Source organism: Kosakonia sp. H7A (assembly GCF_003028445.1).
Taxonomy (GTDB): domain Bacteria; phylum Pseudomonadota; class Gammaproteobacteria; order Enterobacterales; family Enterobacteriaceae; genus Kosakonia; species Kosakonia radicincitans.
The window spans coordinates 270,085-292,123 of record NZ_PYTZ01000002.1 but is presented as its reverse complement, the minus strand read 5'-3'; the positions used below and the strand labels follow the sequence as shown (position 1 = coordinate 292,123).

The 22,039-nt window shown below is 57.7% G+C and carries 14 protein-coding genes; 9 read left to right on the top strand and 5 right to left on the bottom strand.

Annotated elements, in window-relative coordinates:
- Positions 1-756, bottom strand: a complete 756-nt coding sequence (locus CWM66_RS09340; RefSeq protein WP_090396489.1) for a DeoR/GlpR family DNA-binding transcription regulator — start codon at positions 754-756, stop codon at positions 1-3.
- A gap of 84 nt (positions 757-840) precedes the next feature.
- Here CWM66_RS09340 and CWM66_RS09335 point away from each other — a divergent pair, with 84 nt between their 5' ends.
- Positions 841-1,425 (top strand): NUDIX domain-containing protein, encoded by a 585-nt coding sequence (locus tag CWM66_RS09335; RefSeq protein ID WP_007371248.1) that lies wholly within the window; start codon positions 841-843, stop codon positions 1,423-1,425.
- 42 nt (positions 1,426-1,467) lie between these two features.
- Here the strand turns inward: CWM66_RS09335 and asmA are convergent, their stop codons facing one another.
- The 3 genes from asmA to udk form a co-directional block, all read right to left on the bottom strand.
- A complete protein-coding gene (gene asmA, locus CWM66_RS09330; protein ID WP_107146571.1) occupies positions 1,468-3,315 on the bottom strand; it encodes an outer membrane assembly protein AsmA in 1,848 nt (615 codons plus the stop codon).
- A 21-nt stretch (positions 3,316-3,336) separates the two neighbouring features.
- Positions 3,337-3,918 (bottom strand): dCTP deaminase, encoded by a 582-nt coding sequence (gene dcd / locus CWM66_RS09325; protein ID WP_007371246.1) that lies wholly within the window; start codon positions 3,916-3,918, stop codon positions 3,337-3,339.
- Positions 3,919-4,001: 83 nt separating this feature from the next.
- Positions 4,002-4,643: a uridine kinase gene (gene udk, locus CWM66_RS09320; RefSeq protein WP_007371245.1), complete on the bottom strand. Its 642-nt coding sequence runs from the start codon at positions 4,641-4,643 to the stop codon at positions 4,002-4,004.
- 353 nt (positions 4,644-4,996) lie between these two features.
- Between udk and CWM66_RS09315 the strand changes: the two genes are divergently transcribed.
- Complete coding sequence (locus CWM66_RS09315) at positions 4,997-8,326, top strand: diguanylate cyclase (RefSeq protein ID WP_079517665.1); 3,330 nt, start codon at positions 4,997-4,999, stop codon at positions 8,324-8,326.
- A gap of 52 nt (positions 8,327-8,378) precedes the next feature.
- Here the strand turns inward: CWM66_RS09315 and alkA are convergent, their stop codons facing one another.
- Positions 8,379-9,221 (bottom strand): DNA-3-methyladenine glycosylase 2, encoded by an 843-nt coding sequence (gene alkA / locus CWM66_RS09310; RefSeq protein ID WP_107146570.1) that lies wholly within the window; start codon positions 9,219-9,221, stop codon positions 8,379-8,381.
- Between the two features lie 131 nt (positions 9,222-9,352).
- Between alkA and yegD the strand changes: the two genes are divergently transcribed.
- The 7 genes from yegD to baeR all read left to right on the top strand — a co-directional run bounded on the left by yegD (position 9,353) and on the right by baeR (position 22,026).
- Positions 9,353-10,705: a molecular chaperone gene (gene yegD, locus CWM66_RS09300; RefSeq protein WP_107146569.1), complete on the top strand. Its 1,353-nt coding sequence runs from the start codon at positions 9,353-9,355 to the stop codon at positions 10,703-10,705.
- 183 nt (positions 10,706-10,888) lie between these two features.
- Complete coding sequence (locus tag CWM66_RS09295) at positions 10,889-12,121, top strand: MdtA/MuxA family multidrug efflux RND transporter periplasmic adaptor subunit (protein ID WP_035888742.1); 1,233 nt, start codon at positions 10,889-10,891, stop codon at positions 12,119-12,121.
- Positions 12,121-15,243: an MdtB/MuxB family multidrug efflux RND transporter permease subunit gene (locus CWM66_RS09290; RefSeq protein WP_107146568.1), complete on the top strand. Its 3,123-nt coding sequence runs from the start codon at positions 12,121-12,123 to the stop codon at positions 15,241-15,243. The genes CWM66_RS09295 and CWM66_RS09290 overlap by 1 nt, the downstream gene beginning before the upstream one ends.
- Entirely contained in the window at positions 15,244-18,321 is a 3,078-nt protein-coding gene (gene mdtC / locus CWM66_RS09285) for a multidrug efflux RND transporter permease subunit MdtC (protein ID WP_107146567.1), read from the top strand.
- Complete coding sequence (locus tag CWM66_RS09280; protein WP_007371236.1) at positions 18,318-19,733, top strand: MFS transporter; 1,416 nt, start codon at positions 18,318-18,320, stop codon at positions 19,731-19,733. Before mdtC ends, CWM66_RS09280 begins: the two co-directional genes overlap by 4 nt.
- Entirely contained in the window at positions 19,730-21,307 is a 1,578-nt protein-coding gene (gene baeS / locus CWM66_RS09275; RefSeq protein ID WP_035888745.1) for a two-component system sensor histidine kinase BaeS, read from the top strand. Before CWM66_RS09280 ends, baeS begins: the two co-directional genes overlap by 4 nt.
- Positions 21,304-22,026 (top strand): two-component system response regulator BaeR, encoded by a 723-nt coding sequence (gene baeR / locus CWM66_RS09270; protein ID WP_007371234.1) that lies wholly within the window; start codon positions 21,304-21,306, stop codon positions 22,024-22,026. Before baeS ends, baeR begins: the two co-directional genes overlap by 4 nt.
- The last annotated feature ends 13 nt before the right edge of the window (positions 22,027-22,039 follow it).

Here is a 22,039-nt window from a genome sequence, read left to right as displayed (position 1 = left end):
CTACGCTTTAACCACCGTCACCCCACGGTGGTTAAACGGGGCCAGCAGGCGATCGTCCGTCTGCGCGTCCACCACCAGCGTGTTGATAAGCGAGATATCGCCAATCACCCATGGCGATGCGCTGTTCAGTTTCTCCGGCGAGGCCAGAACTACAGTCTCTGCCGCCCTGTCGGCCAGCGCGCGCTTGATACGCGACTCCTCAAAATCCCCGGTGCTGAGACCGGCGTCCACATGTACGCCGGTCACGCCCATAAAAAAGAGGTCGCCGCGTATCCGGCTGATAGATTCCAGCGCGCCTGCGCCAACGTTGACGATCGAATGTTTGTAGAGATGGCCACCGATCATCACCACTTCAATCAGCGGATGCTGTGCCAGCCCAACGGCGATACTGGGGCTGTGTGTTACCACGGTAATGCGTAAATCCTGTGGGAAATACGTAATCAGTTCAGAGGTCGTCGTACCGCCATCAATCATAACAACCTGCCCTGCTGAGACGAGCTGCGCGCCTTTCTGCGCGATACGCCGCTTGGCGTCAGACTGCAAATGTTGCCGCTCGGCAAATGTCACCGTAGCGGCGGAAGATGGCAGTGCGCCGCCGTGCACACGCTGTAACAAACCCTCAGCCGCCAGCTCACGCAGATCCCGCCGCACGGTATCTTCCGAGACGCCAAATCGTTCGCTGAGTTCCTTCGACAGCACCTGCCCTTCTTCAGCAAGCTGGTTGAGGATCAATTGCTTACGTTGTGGGGTTAGCATCGCGTTGCTCCTGTTTGCACGAAAAACCTTGATAATGCACGAATGTGCACGTTATGCTGCTATCTTACCTGCACAGGAGCTGATATGTCATCTGAAAATGCACAAATACGCATTATTGCGTCGATGCCCCTCGCTGAAGACTGGGGAAAACTGACCAAATACACCTTTGATTATCGCCGTCATGACGGTGAATGGCAGCGCCAGACCCGCGAGGTGTATGACCGGGGCAACGGCGCGGTGATCCTGCTGTATAACCGCCGCAAGCGGAGCGTGATCCTCACCCGACAGTTTCGTTTACCGCTTTTCGTCAACCAGCATCACGGTTTTTTGCTGGAAGCGGCTGCTGGCCTGCTGGATGAGCTTGAGCCTGAGGAGCGCATTCGTCACGAAGCGGAAGAAGAGACCGGCTACCGGCTGGAACAGGTACAGAAAGTGTTTGTGGCGTGGATGAGCCCCGGCTCCGTCAGCGAAAAACTGCACTTTTTTATTGCTGAATACGATGACAGCAAACGCACCGGAAGCGGTGGCGGCGTAATCGAAGAGGGAGAGGATATTGAAGTGGTGGAGATGGATTTTGCCACCGCGCTGGCGGCAATCCGTACGGGCGATATTGCCGACGGCAAAACCATTATGCTACTGCAACATCTGGCGCTGGAAGGCATTTTATAGCCCTGCAGCGCCGTTGCTTATCCGGCCGAACTGGCCGGATAGTTACATCTTATCAAGCAGCTTTTTCAGGTCTTTGCTGTTTTGCGAATCTTTATTACGCTCAGCCCAGTCGTTGAGACGACGTTTGGCTTCATCCTGCAAATGTTTACGCAACACCTGGTCCACTTGCAGGCTATAGTTGAGCGCCTGCCATTTACCGTAAACGCGCAGTGGGATCGGCGTCGCTTTCAGGAAGTCGATCAGCGCGCTATCACCTTCCCATCCTTCCAGAACCCGGACATTGAAGCGCGTATCGGTCTGCTCCTGCACCAGATCCATCTTGCCTTCCCCGGTGAGCGCCAGCAGCGCGGAGCTACCCTGCATATCGCTGAAGGTCATCTGCCCGTTATCCAGCGACAACTCTGCGCTGAAATTATCCAGCCGGGTGGCACTGTCGAAATTATCTTTCGCATGCACATCGCTGCTGCGAGCCACCGCCTGTTGTACCAGTTGCTGGAAGTTAAGCCCTTCCATGCGGCTGTTTTTCAGATCGACGTGTGCATTCCCCTGCCAGTCGCGGCGGAAAGATTCTGCATCGATATCCGGGCCGCTGAAATCGCCCGCCATGGTCAGGCTGCCGGTCAGCGCAATCGGGTAGTTAAACGCTTTCAGGATATTACCAATCTCAATGCTCTCCAGCCGTGGCTGGAACTCGGCGCGAGGTTGCTTGCCGCGCACGTCCAGCGTGCCGGGCAATGAGATTTGCCCGTCCCCCATTTTGCCCTGCAACGTCGGGATAGCCAGCAAACCGGCATTATTGTTGAGCTGACCGCTGACATCGGCAAACTGCATACCGCGCCAGCGTACGTTTTTCGCAGTGATGCCGATTTGCGCCGTAAAATCGCGCAGTTCGTTGTACTGCGGCGTATCCGCCCCGCTGGAAATCACCGGGCGCGGCAGGCGATTTTGTTCCTGTCCCTGTGGCATCACGCCGTCGCCGTTCAGCGTCCCTTCCGGCGGCAGCAAGTTATCCAGATTGAGATTGTCGAACTGCACATCGACTGCCCAGACTGGCTGCGTACCAAACGTTACGCTCCCCTTACCGGTAAAGGCGCTGTCATTCGCGCTCAGGGTGACATCATTCAGCGTCAGCCGCTGTGCCGCGCTTTGCCACTGCGCTTGCAATGTGCCCGCCCCGCTGATGCCCTTCGGCGGCGTATCGCCCCCCTGAAGTTGCCACTGCAATTTATCAATAGCGGCGCTGACATTACGCGGATAATCGCGTGCATCTATTTTAGCGCTGAATGAAAGCGTCAGGTCGCGCTGATTGCGGTTAACCCGCCCGGAGAAATCCAGCGTCGCCTGATATTGCGCATCCTGCTCCATTTGCAGACGAATATCGCGTACCGTCACCGGTTCATCGTTGGCGCGCTGGAAAACCAGCAGGCTATCCGCAACCTGTAAGCGGGCAATATCCCATGACCAGCCGCGATCCGATTCCACCTGCGGCAGTGAGTTGCCATGAGGCGCCACTGGCGCATTTTTTTCCGGTGCCGCTTCACTTTGCGGAGTGAGCTGAATCACCGCGCCCTTCAGCATCACTTGTTTCACCTGTAACTGGTGCGACAGCAACGGCAACAGGTTGACATCAAGACGCATATTATCGGCTTTCACCACCGGCATTTCCGCGCCGGGGGCCGTCAACGTGACGCGGCCAGAGAGGATGCTAAGCTGCGGCCAGACGTGCCAGCGCAGCGGGCCATCAAGCTGTAGCTGATAGCCGCTTCGCGCCTCGACCTGACGCACCATGTAAGCGCGGAAATCGTTCGGATTGACCAGTAACACTAATGCCGAAAGGCCGGCAACCAGCACGACCAGCAAAATCATCAGTGTTGTTAACGCTCTTCTCATCACATCCTCAATGGAGATCAGTCAGTCTTTATCAATGCGGCTGGCGACCGCGCCTTGCTGATCGCGATACTTCGCATCTTCACGTCGGTTATAAGGACGATCGGCCGGCCCGGAGAGCGGCTCAAAGCTCAGGGCGCCAATCAGCATGCCCGGTCGCAGCGCCAGCGGCAGCTTGCCTGAATTATAGAACTCCAGCACGATACAGCCCGACCAGCCGGGATCGATGCGGTGCGCGGTTACGTGCACCATCAAACCCAGACGCGCAAGTGAAGAGCGCCCGTCCAGCCAGCCGACCAGATCGGCAGGCAAGGTAACGGATTCATAAGTCACCGCCAGCGCCAGTTCACCCGGATGCAGGAAAAACGCCTCGCCTTCATCAAGCACAATCTCGTCGCTCATTACCCGGTCAAGCGCCGCGCTGACTTCATGCTTCGGGCCGCTGAGATCGATAAATGCCGCCGTATGTCCGCTGAAAGTGCGGAATTTATTGCCGAGGCGGACATCCACCGTCGCCCCGTTAATCCGTTCTACCGGCGGACGCGGGTTAATAGCAAGCCGACCGTCATTCAGCCAGGCTTCAATATCGCGGTCACAAAGACGCATGGCGCATTCTCCTTAATAGTGCGACACGCCCCTGAGAAGATCAGGGGCCGGACTTAACACTCAGTGCTATAGCCTAACATGTATTATTCAAAAAACTGGCTGATTTTGGCTTTCAGGATATCGATGGCGATGCGGTTTTTACCGCCGCGCGGCACGATGATGTCGGCGTATTGCTTGGAGGGTTCAATAAATTGCAGGAACATCGGACGCACGGTTTTCTGATATTGCGCCATGACCGAGTCCATTGAACGGCCACGCTCGTTAACGTCGCGCTTGATGCGGCGCATCAGGCAGATATCCAGCGGCGTATCAACAAAAATGGAGAAATTCATCTCATCGCGCAGGCGTGAATCAGTCAGTAACAGGATCCCTTCCAGGATGATCACTTTTTTCGCTTCAATGCGGATAGTTTCTTTGGTGCGAGTATGTTCCACATAGCTGTACACCGGTAACTCAATAGCTTCGCCGCGCTTGAGAGACTGCAAATGCTGGAATAACAGACTATGATCCATTGCACTGGGGTGGTCATAGTTGGTTTTTACACGCTCTTCCATCGATAGATGGCTTTGATCTTTGTAGTAGCTATCTTCTGGAATAACGCCAATGTGTTCATCACCCACCTGCTCGCGCAGTTCACGATACAGCGTGCTGGCGATAAGACTTTTACCTGAAGCAGATGCGCCGGCGATGCCGATGATGACGCACTGATGAGACTGATCAGTCATAAATTTAGCGACCTGATTAACCTGGATGTAAAGGAAGGACGACGCCGAAGCGTCAAACACGGCAATTATAGGGATTTCACCGTCGTGATACCAGCCGAATCCTTAGCGGAAACAGGGACGGTAAAAAGCCGCTCGCTTTTGCCCGTCTGGCTGACCAGCCATAAATTAAAACGCTCAAAATTAACCCGGCAGATGTGTTTTTATTACTGACTAAGTAATTAATAACATTATGGTGTCAAATTATGAGCGCCCGGCATAGGAATTGTAAATTGTTTGTACTAGCATAATCCAAAATTCAAATTTCACTCTCCGGACGCGGTTCCGGACGTCACAGGGTTGCGGATAAAGCGGTAATGAAGAAACAACACCAGCGCGTTTTGGTTACCACCCCACATCCTGGGTTGCGGCTTGTCAGTTTAGGGCTGCTCTCTTTCATCTTTACGCTCTTCTCGCTGGAGCTTATCCGTTTTGGCACTGTTATCGCACCGCTGTGGTTTCCCACCGCCATCATTATGGTGGGATTTTACCGCCACGCCGGGCGGATGTGGCCGGGCATCGCGCTGGTCTGCGTGCTGGGCAATGTCGCGGCGACAATCATGCTCTTATCGGCCAACGCAGTCGATCTACGCTATACCGCCGTCAATGTTATTGAGGCCGCGATAGGCGCGGTGCTACTGCGCAAACTGTTGCCCTGGTATAACCCGCTGCAAAACCTCGGCGACTGGCTGCGTCTGGCGGTCGGCAGCGCGATTATCCCGCCGCTGGTCGGCGGCGTGCTGGTTTGTCTGCTGGTGCCCGGCGACAATATTCTGCGTACTTTTCTGGTCTGGGTGCTGTCGGAATCCATCGGCGCGCTGGCGCTGGTGCCGCTCGGCCTGCTGTTTAAACCGCATTACCTGCTGCGTCACCGTAGACCTCAGCTGCTGCTGGAAACACTCGTTACGCTCGCTGCCACGCTCGGGCTAAGCTGGCTGGCGCTGCACTACCTGCCGTGGCCGTTTACTGCGGTCATTGTACTGCTGATGTGGAGCGCCGTGCGTCTGCCGCGGGTTGAAGCCTTTCTCGTCTTTCTGATTACCATCATGATGGTCTCGCTGATGATTGCAGATGATCCCTCTCTCATCACCATGCCGAAAAACAACGTGATGATGAACGCACCGTGGCTGCCGTTTCTGATGATCCTGCTGCCGGTGAACGTCATGACAATGGTGATGTACGCCTTTCGCGCCGAGCGCAAACACATCATCGAAAGCGAAGAGCGCTTTCGAAATGCGATGGAGTATTCTGCTATCGGGATGGCGCTGGTGAGCACCGACGGACAGTGGTTACAGGCCAACAAAGCGTTATGTCAGTTTCTGGGCTACAGCCAGGAGGAGCTGCAGCAGATGACCTTCCAGCAGCTCACCTGCCCGGAAGATTTAAACAGCGATCTGGAACAGCTTGAGCAACTGGTGCGCGGCGACATCTCCACTTACTCCATGGAAAAGCGCTATTACACGCGCAGCGGTGAGCTGGTGTGGGCGCTGATGGCAGTTTCCGTTGTGCGCCATACGGATGGCACCCCGCTCTACTTTATCGCCCAGGTCGAAGACATTAACGATCTGAAGCAGACCGAGTGGGTTAACAAGCGCCTGATGGAGCGTATCACGCTGGCGAACGAAGCGGGCGGGATTGGCATCTGGGAGTGGGAGCTTGAGCCGGACATTATCAGTTGGGATAAGCGCATGTTCGAGATGTACGAAGTGCCGCCCCACACGAAACCGACATGGCAATTGTGGTACGAGCGCGTGCTGCCGGAAGACAGGCCGGAAACCGAACGCATTATCCGCGACGGGCTGGCGGCGCGCATGGCCTTCAAACTGGAGTTCCGCATTAGCGTCAAAGGCGGTATTCGCCATATTCGCGCGCTGGCAAACCGCGTGCTGAACAAGCATGGCGAAGTCGAACGCCTGCTCGGCGTCAATATGGATATGACGGAAGTTAAGCAGTTGAACGACGCGCTGTTCCAGGAAAAAGAGCGCCTGCACATTACGCTGGATTCCATCGGCGAAGCGGTGCTTTGTACCGATGTGGATATGAACGTCACTTTTATGAATCCGGTGGCGGAAAAAATGAGCGGCTGGGCGCAGGAACAGGCTATCGGCCAGCCGTTGCTGACAGTGCTGCGCATTACGTTTGGTGATAATGGTCCGGTGATGGAAAACATCCACAGTGGTGATATGTCACGTTCGGCCATTGAACAGGATGTGGTACTGCACTGCCGCACCGGCGGCAGCTTCGACATTCACTACAGCGTAACGCCGCTCAGCACGCTGGATGGGCAACATATCGGCTCTGTGCTGGTGATCCAGGACGTAACGGAATCCCGCAAAATGCTGCGGCAACTGAGCTACAGCGCTTCCCACGATGCGCTGACCCATCTGGCGAACCGGGTCAGTTTTGAAAACCATCTCAAACGCCTGCTGCTGACAGTACAGGAATTCCACCAGCGTCATGCGCTGGTGTTTATCGATCTTGACCGCTTTAAAGCCGTCAACGATACAGCCGGGCACGCGGCGGGGGATGCCCTGCTGCGCGAGATCGCGTCGCTGATGCTCAGCATGTTGCGTTCGACCGATATTCTTGCCCGCCTTGGCGGCGATGAATTCGGTTTACTGCTGCCGGACTGTAATGTCGAGAGCGCGCGGTATATTTCCGGGCGTATTGTTGAAGCCATCAATGACTACCACTTTATGTGGGAAGGCCGTTTGCACCGCATCGGCGCCAGCGCCGGAATTTCGCTGATTGATGAAACTAACTATCAGGCTTCAGAAGTGATGTCGCAGGCGGATATCGCCTGTTATGCCTCCAAAAATAATGGGCGCGGGATCGTGACCGTGTACGAACCGCAGCAAGGCCAGATGCAGCATGATCGCAGCATCATGTCGCTGGATGAACAGTGGCATATGATCAAAGACAATCATCTGCTGCTGATTGCCCGCGGCGTAGCGTCGCCGCGCGTACCGGAGGCCTGCAACTTCTGGCTACTCTCCCTGCGCTTGTGGACCAGCGAAGGCGAAGTGATGGAGGAGCACGCTTTCCGTTCCGGCCTTAGCGAACCAGAGCTGATCCGCGCGCTCGACCGCCGCGTATTCCATGAGTTTTTCCGTAACCACGCTACTGCCGTTGCGGGTAAAGGGCTCGGCGTTGCCCTGCCGCTTTCCGTGGCCGGGCTCTCCAGCACAACGCTGGTGAATGAACTGCTCGAACTGCTGGAAAGCGGCCCGCTATCCGCCCGGCTGTTGCATCTGGTGGTACATGCCGATGCGCTGATGCGTGAAGATAACACCCTGCTCGACAATCTGAAGCGGCTGCGCCAGGCGGGTTGCCGCATTATTCTCAGCCGTATCGGGCACGATCTGGATATTTTTAACCGCCTGAGTCCGAATATGGTCGATTACCTGATGCTCGATCCGGAACTGGTTACCAACGTTCACGGTAATCTGATGGACGAGATGATGGTGACCATTATTCAGGGCCACGCCCAGCGTCTGGGCATGAAGAGCATTGCCGGGCCGACCAATCAGCCGCTGATGATGGATACCCTTTCCGGCGTCGGCATCGATATGATTTATGGCGATATTATTTCGCAGGCTCAGCCGCTGGATTTGATGCTGAATACCAGTTATTTCGCTATCAACTGACAAACAGGGTGGCGCCTTATCCGGACGGAAAATGCATTAAAACCACAAGGCATCACACTTCAGGCTCCCACCCCTCCGTATACCAGATATGCAACAGTGCATAGGAGCGCCACGGCTGCCAGCGTTCGGCATAGCGCCTCGTCTGCGCGGGTGTCATCCCGGCAAAACGCTGCTTGATCAGATAATCGTCGGGTAGAAAAATATCTTTCGCCTGCCAGCCGCGCAGGGCAAAGTAGCTGGCAGTCCAGCGGCCGATACCAGGAAAGGTTTGCAAGGCTTTCACTCCCTGTTCCACATCCACCGGTGCCGTCAGCGGCAGCAAACCGTCGCAGGCCGCCTGTGCCAGATATATCAGCGACTCAGCGCGTTTGCGCGGCATGCCGAGCGTTTGTAAATCCCCGACTTGCGCCGCAGAGAGCTGCTGCGGAGTGGGAAAACAGATAAAACCGCGCTCATCCAGCACATCGCCATAACGCTGCGCAACCTTTGCCGTCAGCTTTGCCGCCATCGCCACGCTGACTAACTGGCCTAAAATCGCCCGCACGCCCTGCTCAAATGGATCAACACATCCCGGCAGGCGCAACCCCGGTCGCGCAGCGCCCAATGTCCCCAGCGCCGCGGTCACCTCCTGCGGATTGCAGTCAAGATCAAACAAGCAGCGAATCCGTTGCAGGCACAGTTCTGCAATCGGCTGCAAACCTTCGCTGAGCGTGACCCTCAATGTCGCGCTCGCCTCATCCGGTTCGGCAATAATCAACCCGCGATGCTCGCCAGCGGCAAAGGAGCGCACATAGCGTGTCGCATCAATCTCTTCAACACCCGCCACGGCGCGATCGCCTAAAAATCCCAACATCCAGGCCCAGTCATAGGGCGGCTGCCAGCGCAGTTCGTACATAGTTGCTCCTCTTTTCTGCTAACAGCATAAACGGCATCGGAATTTTCCGCCTTGCTTTCATATTCCGGTTGTCGCCCGCGCCGCATTCGGCTAAAGTCGCCCCCCTTCTTCACTGGCATGGGGATAAACACGTGTTTGTAGGCTTTGACTACGGGACAGCAAACTGCTCGATTGCAGTAATGCGCGATGGCGCGCCACACCTGCTGACCATGGAAAATAACAGTACGCTGCTGCCATCTATGCTCTGCGCGCCAACGCGCGAAGCCGTCAGCGAATGGCTCTATCGTCACCATCAGGTTCCGGCTACGGGGAGCGAAACCCAGGCGCTACTGCGCCGGGCAGTGAGCTTTAACCGTGAGGAAGATATTGAGGTCAACGCCGCCAGCGTACAATTTGGCCTCGCCTCGCTGCGTCAGTATGTGAGCGATCCGGAAGAGGTTTACTTCGTTAAATCGCCGAAATCCTTCCTCGGCGCCAGCGGCCTGAAACCGCAGCAGATCGCCCTGTTTGAGGATCTGGTCTGCGCCATGATGCTGCACATTCGCCAGCAGGCCGAAACGCAACTGCCGGAAAGCATCAACCAGGCGGTCATTGGCCGACCGATCAACTTCCAGGGGCTCGGCGGCGATGATGCTAACGCCCAGGCACAGGGGATCCTTGAGCGCGCGGCGAAACGCGCCGGTTTCCGTGATGTGGTGTTCCAGTATGAACCGGTAGCAGCAGGGCTCGATTTTGAAGCCACACTAAGCGAAGAGAAACGCGTGCTGGTGGTGGATATTGGCGGCGGAACAACAGACTGCTCCATTCTGCTGATGGGCCCACAGTGGCGCGCCAGACAGGATCGTGCAGCCAGCCTACTCGGCCACAGCGGTTGCCGCGTTGGCGGTAACGATCTGGATATCGCACTGGCGTTTAAAAGCCTGATGCCTCTGCTTGGTATGGGCGGCCAGACGGAAAAAGGCATCGCCCTGCCAATTCTGCCGTGGTGGAACGCGGTGGCGATCAACGATGTGCCGGCGCAAACCGAATTTTACAGCGCCGCCAATGGCCGTCTGCTCAACGATCTGCTGCGCGACGCCCGCGACGCGGAAAAAGTGGCCCTGCTGCTGAAAGTGTGGCGGCAGCGTCTGAGCTACCGGCTGGTGCGCAGCGCCGAAGAGAGCAAAATAGCGCTCTCGGAAGAAGCGCATGTCACCGCGCCGCTGCCGTTTATCAGCGACGATCTTGCCACTGCCATCACCCAGGAGGGTCTGGAAGCGGCGCTCAATCAGCCGTTACAGCGCATTATTGAGCAGGTGCAGTTGGCGCTGGAAAACAGCAACGAAACGCCGGAAGTAATCTACCTGACCGGCGGGAGCGCCCGCTCGCCCATCATCAAGAAAGCGCTGGCGGAAACGCTGCCGGGGATTCCGATTGCGGGCGGCGATGATTTTGGCTCTGTCACCGCCGGGCTTGCCCGCTGGGCGCAGGTTCTGTTTCGCTAATATTTTGCCGGATGATCGCCATCCGGCATGATTTTCTTCTCCATATTACCCCTAACGCAAATTTCCATCCCCGCTCGACGTTTCTAAACAGTGTTTCATATTTCCTCCATTTTTCTGCGTTAAGGCCTCACTAAACTAGTATTATTTTGGTCATGGTTTTTTCAGGACGAGATACATATAACGATGAAACGCAGTTTCACTTTTCGCCGCACGCTTGTTGCGGTCGTGGTTATCGCAGCGGCAGGTGCCGCGTGGTACCACTTTAGCCATCAAGAGGCTACTTCTTCTTCCGCCACCGGGCACACGCAACGTCAGGCTGGCAGCGGTCGCCACGGCATGCGCGGCGGCGCGTTACCGCCGGTACAGGCTGCCACAGCGACCCGCGAATCCGTTCCACGTTATCTCTCAGGTCTCGGTACGATTACGGCAACCAATACCGTGACCGTCCGCAGCCGTGTTTCCGGCCAACTGATGGCGCTCCACTTCCAGGAAGGGCAACAGGTTAAGGCCGGCGATCTGCTGGCTGAAATCGACCCCAGCGAATTTAAAGTGGCACTGGCGCAGGCACAGGGGCAACTGGCAAAAGATAAAGCCACGCTGGCGAATGCGCGCCGCGATCTGGCCCGCTATCAGCAACTGGCGAAAACCAGTCTCGTCTCCCGTCAGGATCTCGATACCCAGCAGGCGCTGGTAACGGAATCTGAAGGCACCGTCAAAGCCGATGAAGCTTCGGTCGCCAGCGCCCAGTTGCAGCTGGACTGGAGCCGCATCACGGCACCCATCTCCGGGCGCGTTGGCTTAAAGCAGGTGGATATTGGTAACCAAATCAGCAGCAGCGACACCACCGGTATTGTGGTGCTGACGCAAACCCACCCGATTGACCTCGTTTTTACCCTGCCGGAAAGCGAAATCGCCACCGTGGTGCAGGCGCAAAAAGCAGGCCAACCGCTGGTAGTGGAAGCCTGGGATCGCACGAACAAACAGAAACTGAGCAGCGGTTCGCTGCTCAGTCTTGATAACCAGATCGATGCCACCACCGGCACCATCAAACTGAAAGCACGCTTTAATAACCAGGACGACGCGCTGTTCCCCAACCAGTTCGTCAATGCGCGCATGCTGGTCGCCACGCAACAAGATGCCGTTGTGATCCCTGCCGCTGCGCTGCAAATGGGTAATGAAGGCAACTTTGTCTGGGTGGTGAATGAGAATAACCAGGTCAGCAAACATATCGTTACGCCGGGTATTCAGGACAGCCAGAAAGTGGTGATTGCCGCCGGGCTGTCGGCGGGCGATCGCGTAGTGACGGACGGTATCGACCGTCTGACCGAAGGGGCCAAAGTGGAAGTGGTGGATGCGCAAAGCGCCCAGCAGATGCCCACAAAACGTGAGCATCCGGCGAAAGGAGCGCACTCCTGATGCAGTTGCTACCGCCAGGCCGGACGGGAGGTCCTTCCCGTCTGTTTATCTTACGCCCGGTCGCCACCACCTTATTGATGGTGGCGATTCTGCTTGCCGGGGTCATCGGCTACCGTTTTCTTCCCGTCTCTGCGCTGCCGGAAGTGGATTACCCCACCATTCAAGTAGTCACCCTTTACCCCGGAGCCAGCCCGGATGTGGTGACGTCGGCGATAACCGCGCCGCTCGAACGGCAATTTGGCCAGATGTCGGGCTTAAAACAGATGTCGTCGCAAAGCTCCGGCGGCGCATCGGTGGTGACGTTGCAGTTCCAGCTCACGCTGCCGTTGGATGTTGCCGAGCAGGAAGTGCAGGCGGCAATGAACGCGGCCAACAGCTTGCTCCCTTCCGATCTGCCTAACCCGCCGGTTTACAGCAAAGTTAACCCGGCCGATCCGCCGATCATGACGCTGGCAGTCACCTCTTCCGCCATGCCGATGACGCAGGTGGAAGATATGGTCGAAACGCGCGTCGCGCAGAAAATTTCGCAGGTTTCCGGCGTTGGTCTGGTCACGCTTTCCGGCGGCCAGCGCCCGGCAGTGCGCGTCAAACTTAACGCACAGGCCATCGCCGCGCTGGGGTTGACCAGCGAAACCATTCGTACCGCCATCGACAATGCCAACGTTAACTCGGCAAAAGGGAGCCTCGATGGCCCAACGCGCGCCGTCACGCTCTCGGCCAACGATCAGATGCAGTCCGCCGAAGAGTACCGCCAGTTGATTGTCGCTTACCAGAACGGTGCGCCCATTCGCCTGGGCGATGTGGCAACCGTGGAACAGGGCGCAGAAAATAGCTGGCTTGGCGCATGGGCGAATAAGCAACAGGCTATTGTGATGAACGTCCAGCGTCAGCCGGGCGCCAACATTATTGATACCGCCGACAGCATTCGTACTCTGCTGCCGCAGTTAACGGAGAGCCTGCCGAAATCGGTCACGGTGAAAGTGCTCTCCGATCGCACCAACAACATCCGCGCCTCGGTCAGCGACACCCAGTTCGAACTGATGCTGGCTATCGCGCTGGTGGTGATGATTATCTATCTGTTTCTGCGCAATATTCCGGCCACTATCATCCCTGGCGTGGCCGTGCCGCTGTCGCTTATCGGCACCTTTGCGGTGATGGTGTTTCTCGATTTCTCTATCAATAACCTGACGCTGATGGCGCTGACCATCGCCACCGGCTTTGTGGTGGATGACGCGATTGTGGTGATTGAGAACATCTCGCGCTATATCGAAAAAGGGGAAAAACCGCTGGCGGCGGCGCTGAAAGGCGCAGGCGAGATCGGCTTTACCATTATCTCCCTCACCTTCTCGCTGATTGCCGTGCTGATCCCGCTGCTGTTTATGGGCGATATTGTCGGGCGCCTGTTCCGCGAGTTCGCCGTCACGCTGGCGGTGGCCATTCTTATCTCGGCTATCGTTTCACTGACACTGACGCCGATGATGTGCGCGCGCATGCTGAGCGCTGAATCCCTGCGCAAGCAGAACCGTTTTTCCCGCGCCTCGGAGCGTTTTTTTGAGCGCGTGATTGCCGGGTATGGCCACCTGCTGGCGAAAGTGCTCAACCACCCGTGGCTGACGCTCAGCGTGGCGATAGGCACGCTGTTGCTGTCGGTGGCGCTGTGGGTTTTCATCCCGAAAGGCTTCTTCCCGGTACAGGACAACGGCATCATTCAGGGCACGCTCCAGGCGCCTCAGTCGGCGTCGTTTGCCAGCATGGCGCAGCGCCAGCGGCAGGTGGCCGACGTTATCCTGCAGGATCCGGCGGTTGAAAGCCTGACCTCGTTTGTTGGCGTCGATGGTACCAACCCGTCGCTGAACAGCGCGCGTCTGCAAATCAACCTTAAGCCGCTGGATGAGCGCGACGACCGCGTACAGACAGTGATTGCGCGCCTGCAACAGGCGGCGGCAAAAGTGCCCGGCGTGGCGCTCTATCTGCAACCGACGCAGGATCTGACCATCGACACCACGGTCAGCCGCACCCAGTACCAGTTTACCTTGCAGGCAAACTCGCTGGAGGCGCTGAGCACCTGGGTGCCGCAACTGATCGCTAAACTGGAAGCGCTGCCGCAACTTGCTGATGTCAGCAGCGACTGGCAGGACAAAGGGCTGGTGGCCAGGATCAACGTTGACCGCAACACCGCCAGCCGTCTTGGTATCACCATGTCGGATGTTGATAACGCGCTGTATAACGCCTTCGGCCAGCGGCTGATCTCCACCATCTATACCCAGTCAAACCAGTATCGTGTGGTGCTGGAACACGACACCACGCAAACGCCAGGGCTGGCAGCGCTGGAGAACATCCGCCTGGCCAGCAGCAGCGGCGGCGTGGTGCCGTTATCCTCGATTGCCAAAGTGGAACAACGCTTTGCGCCGCTGAGTATTAACCACCTCGATCAATTCCCCTCCACCACCATCTCTTTTAACGTGGCGAGCGGCTATTCACTGGGCGATGCGGTTCAGGCGATCACCGACAGCGAAAAAACCCTCAATTTCCCGACGGATATCCGCACCCAGTTCCAGGGCAGCACGCTGGCGTTCCAGTCTGCACTTGGCAGCACGGTCTGGCTGATCGTCGCAGCGGTGGTGGCAATGTATATCGTGCTCGGCGTGCTATATGAGAGTTTTATTCACCCGGTCACTATTCTCTCGACGTTGCCGACCGCGGGCGTTGGCGCGCTGCTGGCGCTGATGATTTCCGGCAGTGAGCTGGATGTGATTGCCATTATCGGCATCATTCTGCTGATTGGTATCGTCAAGAAAAATGCCATCATGATGATCGACTTCGCTCTCGCCGCCGAACGCGAAGAGGGGATGGCGCCGCGCGACGCGATTTTCCAGGCCTGCCTGCTGCGTTTTCGCCCGATCCTGATGACCACGCTGGCGGCCCTGCTCGGTGCGCTGCCGCTGATGCTCAGCACTGGCGTGGGCGCAGAGCTGCGCCGCCCGCTGGGTATCGGCATGGTGGGAGGCTTGCTGGTCAGCCAGGTGCTGACGCTGTTTACCACACCGGTGATTTATCTGCTGTTCGACCGCCTGTCGCTGGCCGTAAAACAGCGCTTCCCGCGCCGTGAAGAGGAGGCGTAAGTGAAGTTTTTCGCCCTCTTCATTTACCGCCCGGTGGCGACGATTTTGATTTCGCTGGCGATAACGCTGTGCGGCATCCTCGGCTTCCGGCTGTTGCCGGTGGCCCCGCTGCCGCAGGTCGATTTTCCGGTGATCATGGTCAGCGCCTCGCTACCTGGCGCCTCGCCGGAGACGATGGCGTCGTCGGTCGCTACGCCGCTGGAACGCTCGCTGGGGCGGATTGCCGGGGTCAGCGAGATGACCTCCTCCAGCTCGCTGGGCAGTACGCGCATCATTTTAGAGTTTAATTTTGACCGCAATATCAACGGTGCCGCGCGCGATGTGCAGGCGGCGATCAACGCGGCGCAAAGCCTGCTGCCAAGCGGTATGCCGAGCCGTCCGACCTACCGCAAAGCGAACCCGTCGGACGCGCCGATCATGATCCTGACGCTGACCTCGGATACCTATTCGCAGGGCCAGTTATACGATTTTGCCTCGACGCAGCTGGCACAAACCATCTCACAGATCGACGGCGTCGGCGATGTGGATGTCGGCGGAAGTTCGCTGCCCGCGGTGCGCGTCGATCTCAATCCGCAGGCGCTGTTTAATCAGGGCGTGTCACTCGATGCCGTGCGTACCGCCATCAGCAGCGCCAACGTCCGTCGTCCGCAGGGCGCTGTGGATGACGGCGCTCAACGCTGGCAAATACAAACGAATGATGAGCTGAAAACGGCGGCCGAATACCAGCCGTTGATCATTCATTACAACAACGGCGCGGCAGTACGTTTAAGCGATGTCGCCACGGTCAGCGACTCGGTGCAGGATGTGCGCAACGCCGGGATGACCAACGCAAAGCCGGCGATTTTGCTGATGATCCGCAAACTACCGGAAGCCAATATTATTCAGACGGTGGACAGCATCCGCGCCCGCCTGCCGGAATTACAGAAAACCATTCCTGCCGCTATCGATCTGCAAATCGCCCAGGATCGTTCGCCAACCATTCGCGCCTCGCTGGCGGAAGTGGAGCAGACACTGGTGATCTCGGTGGCGCTGGTGATCCTGGTGGTGTTCCTGTTTTTGCGTTCCGGCCGCGCGACGCTTATTCCGGCTGTCGCCGTACCGGTTTCGCTGATTGGCACCTTTGCCGCTATGTACCTGTGCGGTTTCAGCCTGAATAACCTGTCGCTGATGGCGCTGACCATCGCCACCGGCTTTGTCGTTGACGATGCCATTGTGGTGCTGGAAAACATCTCCCGCCATCTTGAAGCGGGCGTAAAACCGTTACAGGCGGCATTGCAGGGGACGCGGGAAGTCGGTTTTACCGTGCTGTCGATGAGCCTGTCGCTGGTAGCGGTGTTCCTGCCGCTGCTGCTGATGGCCGGTCTGCCGGGCAGGCTATTGCGCGAGTTTGCCGTCACGTTGTCGGTGGCGATTGGCATCTCGCTGGTCATTTCACTGACGCTGACGCCGATGATGTGCGGCTGGCTGCTGAAGCGCCATAAACCGCGCGAACGCACTCGGGAAAGAGGCGTTGGTCGTCTGCTGATTGCGCTCCAGCAGCAGTACGCCCGTTCGTTGAAATGGGTGCTTAACCACGCCCGGCTGGTGGGTCTGGTGCTACTTGGCACCATCGCATTGAATGTCTGGCTCTATATCTCCATTCCGAAAACCTTCTTCCCGGAGCAGGACACCGGCGTGCTGATGGGCGGCATTCAGGCGGATCAGAGTATCTCCTTCCAGGCGATGCGCGGTAAGTTGCAGGATTTTATGAAAATCATCCGTGACGACCCGGCGGTGGATAATGTCACCGGTTTTACCGGCGGCTCGCGCGTGAACAGCGGCATGATGTTTATCACCCTCAAATCCCGACATATTCGTAATGAAACGGCGCAGCAGGTGATTGACCGGTTACGCATTAAACTGGCGAAAGAGCCTGGTGCAAGCCTGTTTTTGATGGCCGTACAGGATATTCGCGTCGGCGGGCGGCAGGCCAATGCCAGCTACCAGTTCGCCCTGCTGTCGGACGATCTCAGCGCCCTGCGCGAATGGGAGCCGAAGATCCGTAAAGCGCTGGCGGCGCTGCCGCAGCTGGCGGACGTCAACTCAGACCAGCAGGACAACGGCGCGGAGATGAACCTGGTTTACGATCGCGAAACGATGTCGCGGCTGGGCATCAGCGTTGAAGCGGCCAACAGCCTGCTGAATAACGCCTTTGGTCAGCGGCAGATCTCCACTATTTATCAACCGCTTAACCAGTACAAAGTGGTGATGGAAGTTGATCCCCGCTATACCCAGGACGTGAGCGCGCTGGACAAGATGTATGTGATCAACAGCGAAGGCCAGTCGATTCCGCTCTCTTACTTTGCCCACTGGCAACCGGCGAATGCGCCGCTGTCGGTGAACCATCAGGGGCTGTCGGCGGCGTCGACCATCGCCTTTAACCTGCCGACAGGCACGTCGCTGTCGGAAGCCAGCGACGCCATCGATCGTGCGATGACGCAACTTGGCGTCCCTTCGAGCGTGCGCGGCAGCTTCGCCGGTACAGCACAAGTATTCCAGGAGACGATGAATTCACAGGTGATCCTGATCCTGGCAGCGATTGCCACGGTCTATATCGTGCTGGGGATCCTCTACGAGAGCTACGTCCACCCGCTGACCATTCTCTCCACGCTGCCCTCGGCGGGCGTCGGCGCACTGCTGGCGCTGGAACTGTTTGGCGCGCCCTTTAGCCTGATCGCACTGATTGGCATCATGTTGCTGATCGGGATAGTGAAGAAGAATGCCATAATGATGGTCGACTTCGCCCTCGAAGCCCAGCGCAAGGGCAGTCTGAGCGCAGAAGAGGCCATTTTCCAGGCCTGTTTGCTGCGTTTTCGTCCGATCATGATGACCACCCTGGCGGCGCTGTTTGGCGCGCTGCCGCTGGTCATTTCCGGCGGCGATGGCTCCGAACTGCGCCAGCCGCTGGGGATCACTATCGTCGGCGGCCTGGTGATGAGCCAGCTTCTTACCCTGTATACAACGCCGGTGGTCTATCTCTTCTTTGACCGCCTGCGTATGCGTTTTAGCCAGAAAGAGAGAGAGCCTGTTAGTGAATGAATGAACTCCCCAAAAACATCCGCTGGCAACTATGGATTGTCGCCTTTGGCTTTTTTATGCAGTCGCTGGATACCACTATTGTGAATACCGCCCTCCCCTCGATGGCGCGAAGCCTGGGGGAGAGCCCGCTGCATATGCACATGGTGGTGGTCTCCTATGTATTGACCGTGGCGGTGATGCTGCCAGCCAGCGGCTGGCTGGCGGATCGGGTCGGCGTGCGCAATATCTTTTTCATCGCCATTGTGCTGTTCACCACCGGTTCGCTATTTTGCGCGCAGGCCTCAACCCTTGACCAACTGGTGATGGCGCGGGTTTTACAGGGTGTCGGCGGGGCAATGATGGTGCCAGTAGGCAGGCTGACGGTGATGAAAATTGTCCCGCGTGACCAATATATGGCGGCGATGACCTTCGTCACTCTGCCGGGGCAAATCGGCCCGCTGCTCGGCCCGGCGCTCGGCGGGGTTCTGGTGGAATATGCGTCGTGGCACTGGATCTTCCTGATTAACCTGCCGGTCGGCATTATCGGCGCGATCGCCACACTGAGCCTGATGCCGAACTATAAACTGCAAACCCGTCGTTTTGACATGGCGGGTTTTGCGTTGCTGGCCTGCGGTATGGCGACGCTGACGCTGGCGCTCGACGGTAGCCGCGGGCTGGGGCTTTCGACCGTCCAGCTTGGCGCGCTGGTGACGGTGGGCGCAGCGGCGACGCTATTTTATCTGCTGCACGCCAGAGGCAACGACAGCGCGTTGTTCAACCTGCGGCTGTTCCGCACGCCTTCGTTTTCATTGGGGCTGGCCGGGAGCTTCGCCGGGCGTATCGGCAGTGGCATGCTTCCGTTTATGACGCCGGTGTTTTTGCAGATTGGCCTTGGCTTTTCACCGTTCCACGCCGGGCTGATGATGATCCCGATGGTGCTGGGCAGTATGGGCATGAAGCGGATTGTCGTGCAGCTGGTTAACCGTTTTGGTTATCGCCGCGCGCTGGTCTGTTCCACCCTTGGCCTGGCGCTGGTAAGCCTGCTGTTTATGACCACCGCCCTGCTCGGCTGGTACTATCTGCTGCCGGTGGTGCTGTTCTGTCAGGGAATGATTAACTCGATGCGCTTCTCTTCAATGAACACCCTGACGCTGAAAGATCTGCCCGATGAACTGGCCAGCGGAGGCAACAGCCTGCTGTCGATGATCATGCAGTTGTCGATGAGTATCGGCGTTACCGTCGCCGGTTTGCTGCTTGGCCTGTTCGGCCAGCAACATCTTTCAGCAGATAGCGGCGTGGCGCACCATGTTTTCCTTTACGCTTATCTCAGTATGGCGGTGATTATTTCATTACCGGCGTTGATCTTCGCCCGCGTCCCGCATGACGCCAGCCAGAACGTCGTGATTGCCCGTCGCAACAGGAGAGAATCATGAAATTCTGGCGGCCGGGTATCACGGCCAAACTTTTTCTGGCCATTTTGACTACCTGCATCGTACTGCTGATCATCATGCACTGGGCGGTGCGAATCAGCTTTGAGCGCGGGTTTATCGACTATATTAAGCGCGGCAACGAGCAGCGCCTGCAACTGTTGAGCGACACGCTGGCCGAGCAGTACGCCCAGCACGGCGACTGGCAATTTCTGCGCAATAACGACCGGATGATTTTCCAAATCCTGCGATCTTTCGAACGCGATAACGACCATGAAGATGATCACGCTGGTATGCCGGAACGCGGCATGCGGCAGGATCGCGCAATGAGCAACAATGGTAGCGCAGATCGTGGAATGGCAGCGGACAACCAGGGAGCGGCTCGGGGCATGGGGCCAGACAATAACGCCGAATCCGATCGCGGGATGGAAAACGATGATCCACCTCCTGGTCCACCTGGTCCGCCGCCACCGCGCGGCTGGCGCACGGTGTTCTGGGTTGTCGATCAGAACAACAATGTGCTGGTCGGCCCGCGCGGCACGGTGCCGGACGAAGGCAACCGCCGGGCGATTGTGGTGAACCAGAAAACGGTGGGCTGGGTGATTGCCTCCCCGGTTGAACGGTTAACGCGCAATACCGACATCAATTTTGACCGTCAACAGCGCCGTACCAGTTGGTTGATTGTCTGCCTTGCTACGCTGCTGGCGGCGCTGGCCACCTTCCCGCTGGCGCGCGGCCTGCTGGCACCGGTGAAACGGCTGGTCGAGGGGACGCACAAACTGGCCTCCGGGGATTTCTCGACGCGCGTCACGACGGACAGCCAGGATGAACTGGGCAGGCTGGCACGCGACTTTAACCTGCTGGCCAGTACGCTGGAGAAAAACCAGCAAATGCGTCGCGATTTTATGGCTGATATCTCCCACGAACTGCGCACGCCGCTGGCGGTACTGCGCGGCGAGCTGGAGGCGATTCAGGACGGCGTACGCAAATTTACGCCGGAGTCGGTACTGTCGTTACAGGCAGAGGTCGGCACGCTCACCAAGCTGGTGAACGATTTACATCAGTTGTCGATGTCCGACGAGGGCGCGCTGGCCTACCAGCGCACGCCGGTGGATGTGGTGACGTTGCTGGAGATTGCGGCTGGCGCGTTTCATGAACGTTTTATCAGCCGAAACCTGAACTTGTCGCTGGATTTGCAGTCCACCAGTGGCAGAGTATTTGGCGATCCCGATCGCCTGATGCAGCTGTTTAATAATCTGCTGGAAAACAGCCTGCGCTATACGGATGGCGGCGGACAAACGCAAATTCAGTCCACCACCCGCGACGGCAAACTGATCCTGCGCTTTGCCGACAGCGCGCCGGGCGTTACCGACGAGCAGCTGACGCGCTTGTTTGAGCGTTTCTACCGCACGGAAGGATCGCGCAACCGCGCCAGCGGCGGCTCCGGCCTGGGGCTGGCAATCTGTTTGAATATTGTGGAGGCCCACGGTGGCGCTATCCACGCCGGGCACTCGCCATTTGGCGGGGTTACCATTACAGTTGAATTACCGCTTGAAGGCGAACAATCGAGAGAAGTATGACTGAGCTACCCATTGATGAAAACACGCCGCGTATTCTGATCGTGGAAGATGAGCCGAAGCTGGGACAGTTGCTGATCGATTATCTGCGGGCGGCCAGCTACGCGCCGACGCTGATTAACCACGGCGATCAGGTGCTGGGATATGTCCGCCAGACGCCGCCGGATTTGATCCTGCTCGATCTGATGCTGCCCGGCACCGATGGTCTGACCCTGTGCCGGGAGATCCGTCGCTTCTCCAATGTGCCGGTCATTATGGTGACGGCAAAAATTGAGGAGATCGATCGTCTGCTGGGGCTGGAAATTGGCGCCGACGACTACATCTGCAAACCCTACAGCCCGCGCGAAGTGGTAGCGCGAGTCAAAACCATTCTGCGCCGCTGCAAGCCGCAACGCGAATTGCAGGCGCTGGATGCGGAAAGCCCGCTGATTGTTGATGAAGGGCGTTTCCAGGCAAGCTGGCACAACAAACTGCTGGATCTCACCCCGGCTGAGTTCCGCCTGCTGAAAACCCTCTCCAGCGAGCCGGGTAAGGTCTTCTCCCGCGAACAACTGCTCAACCATCTTTATGATGACTATCGCGTGGTGACCGACCGCACTATCGATAGCCATATCAAAAACCTGCGCCGTAAACTGGAAGCGCTGGATGAGGAACAATCCTTTATCCGCGCAGTTTATGGCGTCGGCTACCGCTGGGAAGCCGACGCCTGCAAACTGGCGTAACGCTGTCGGGCTT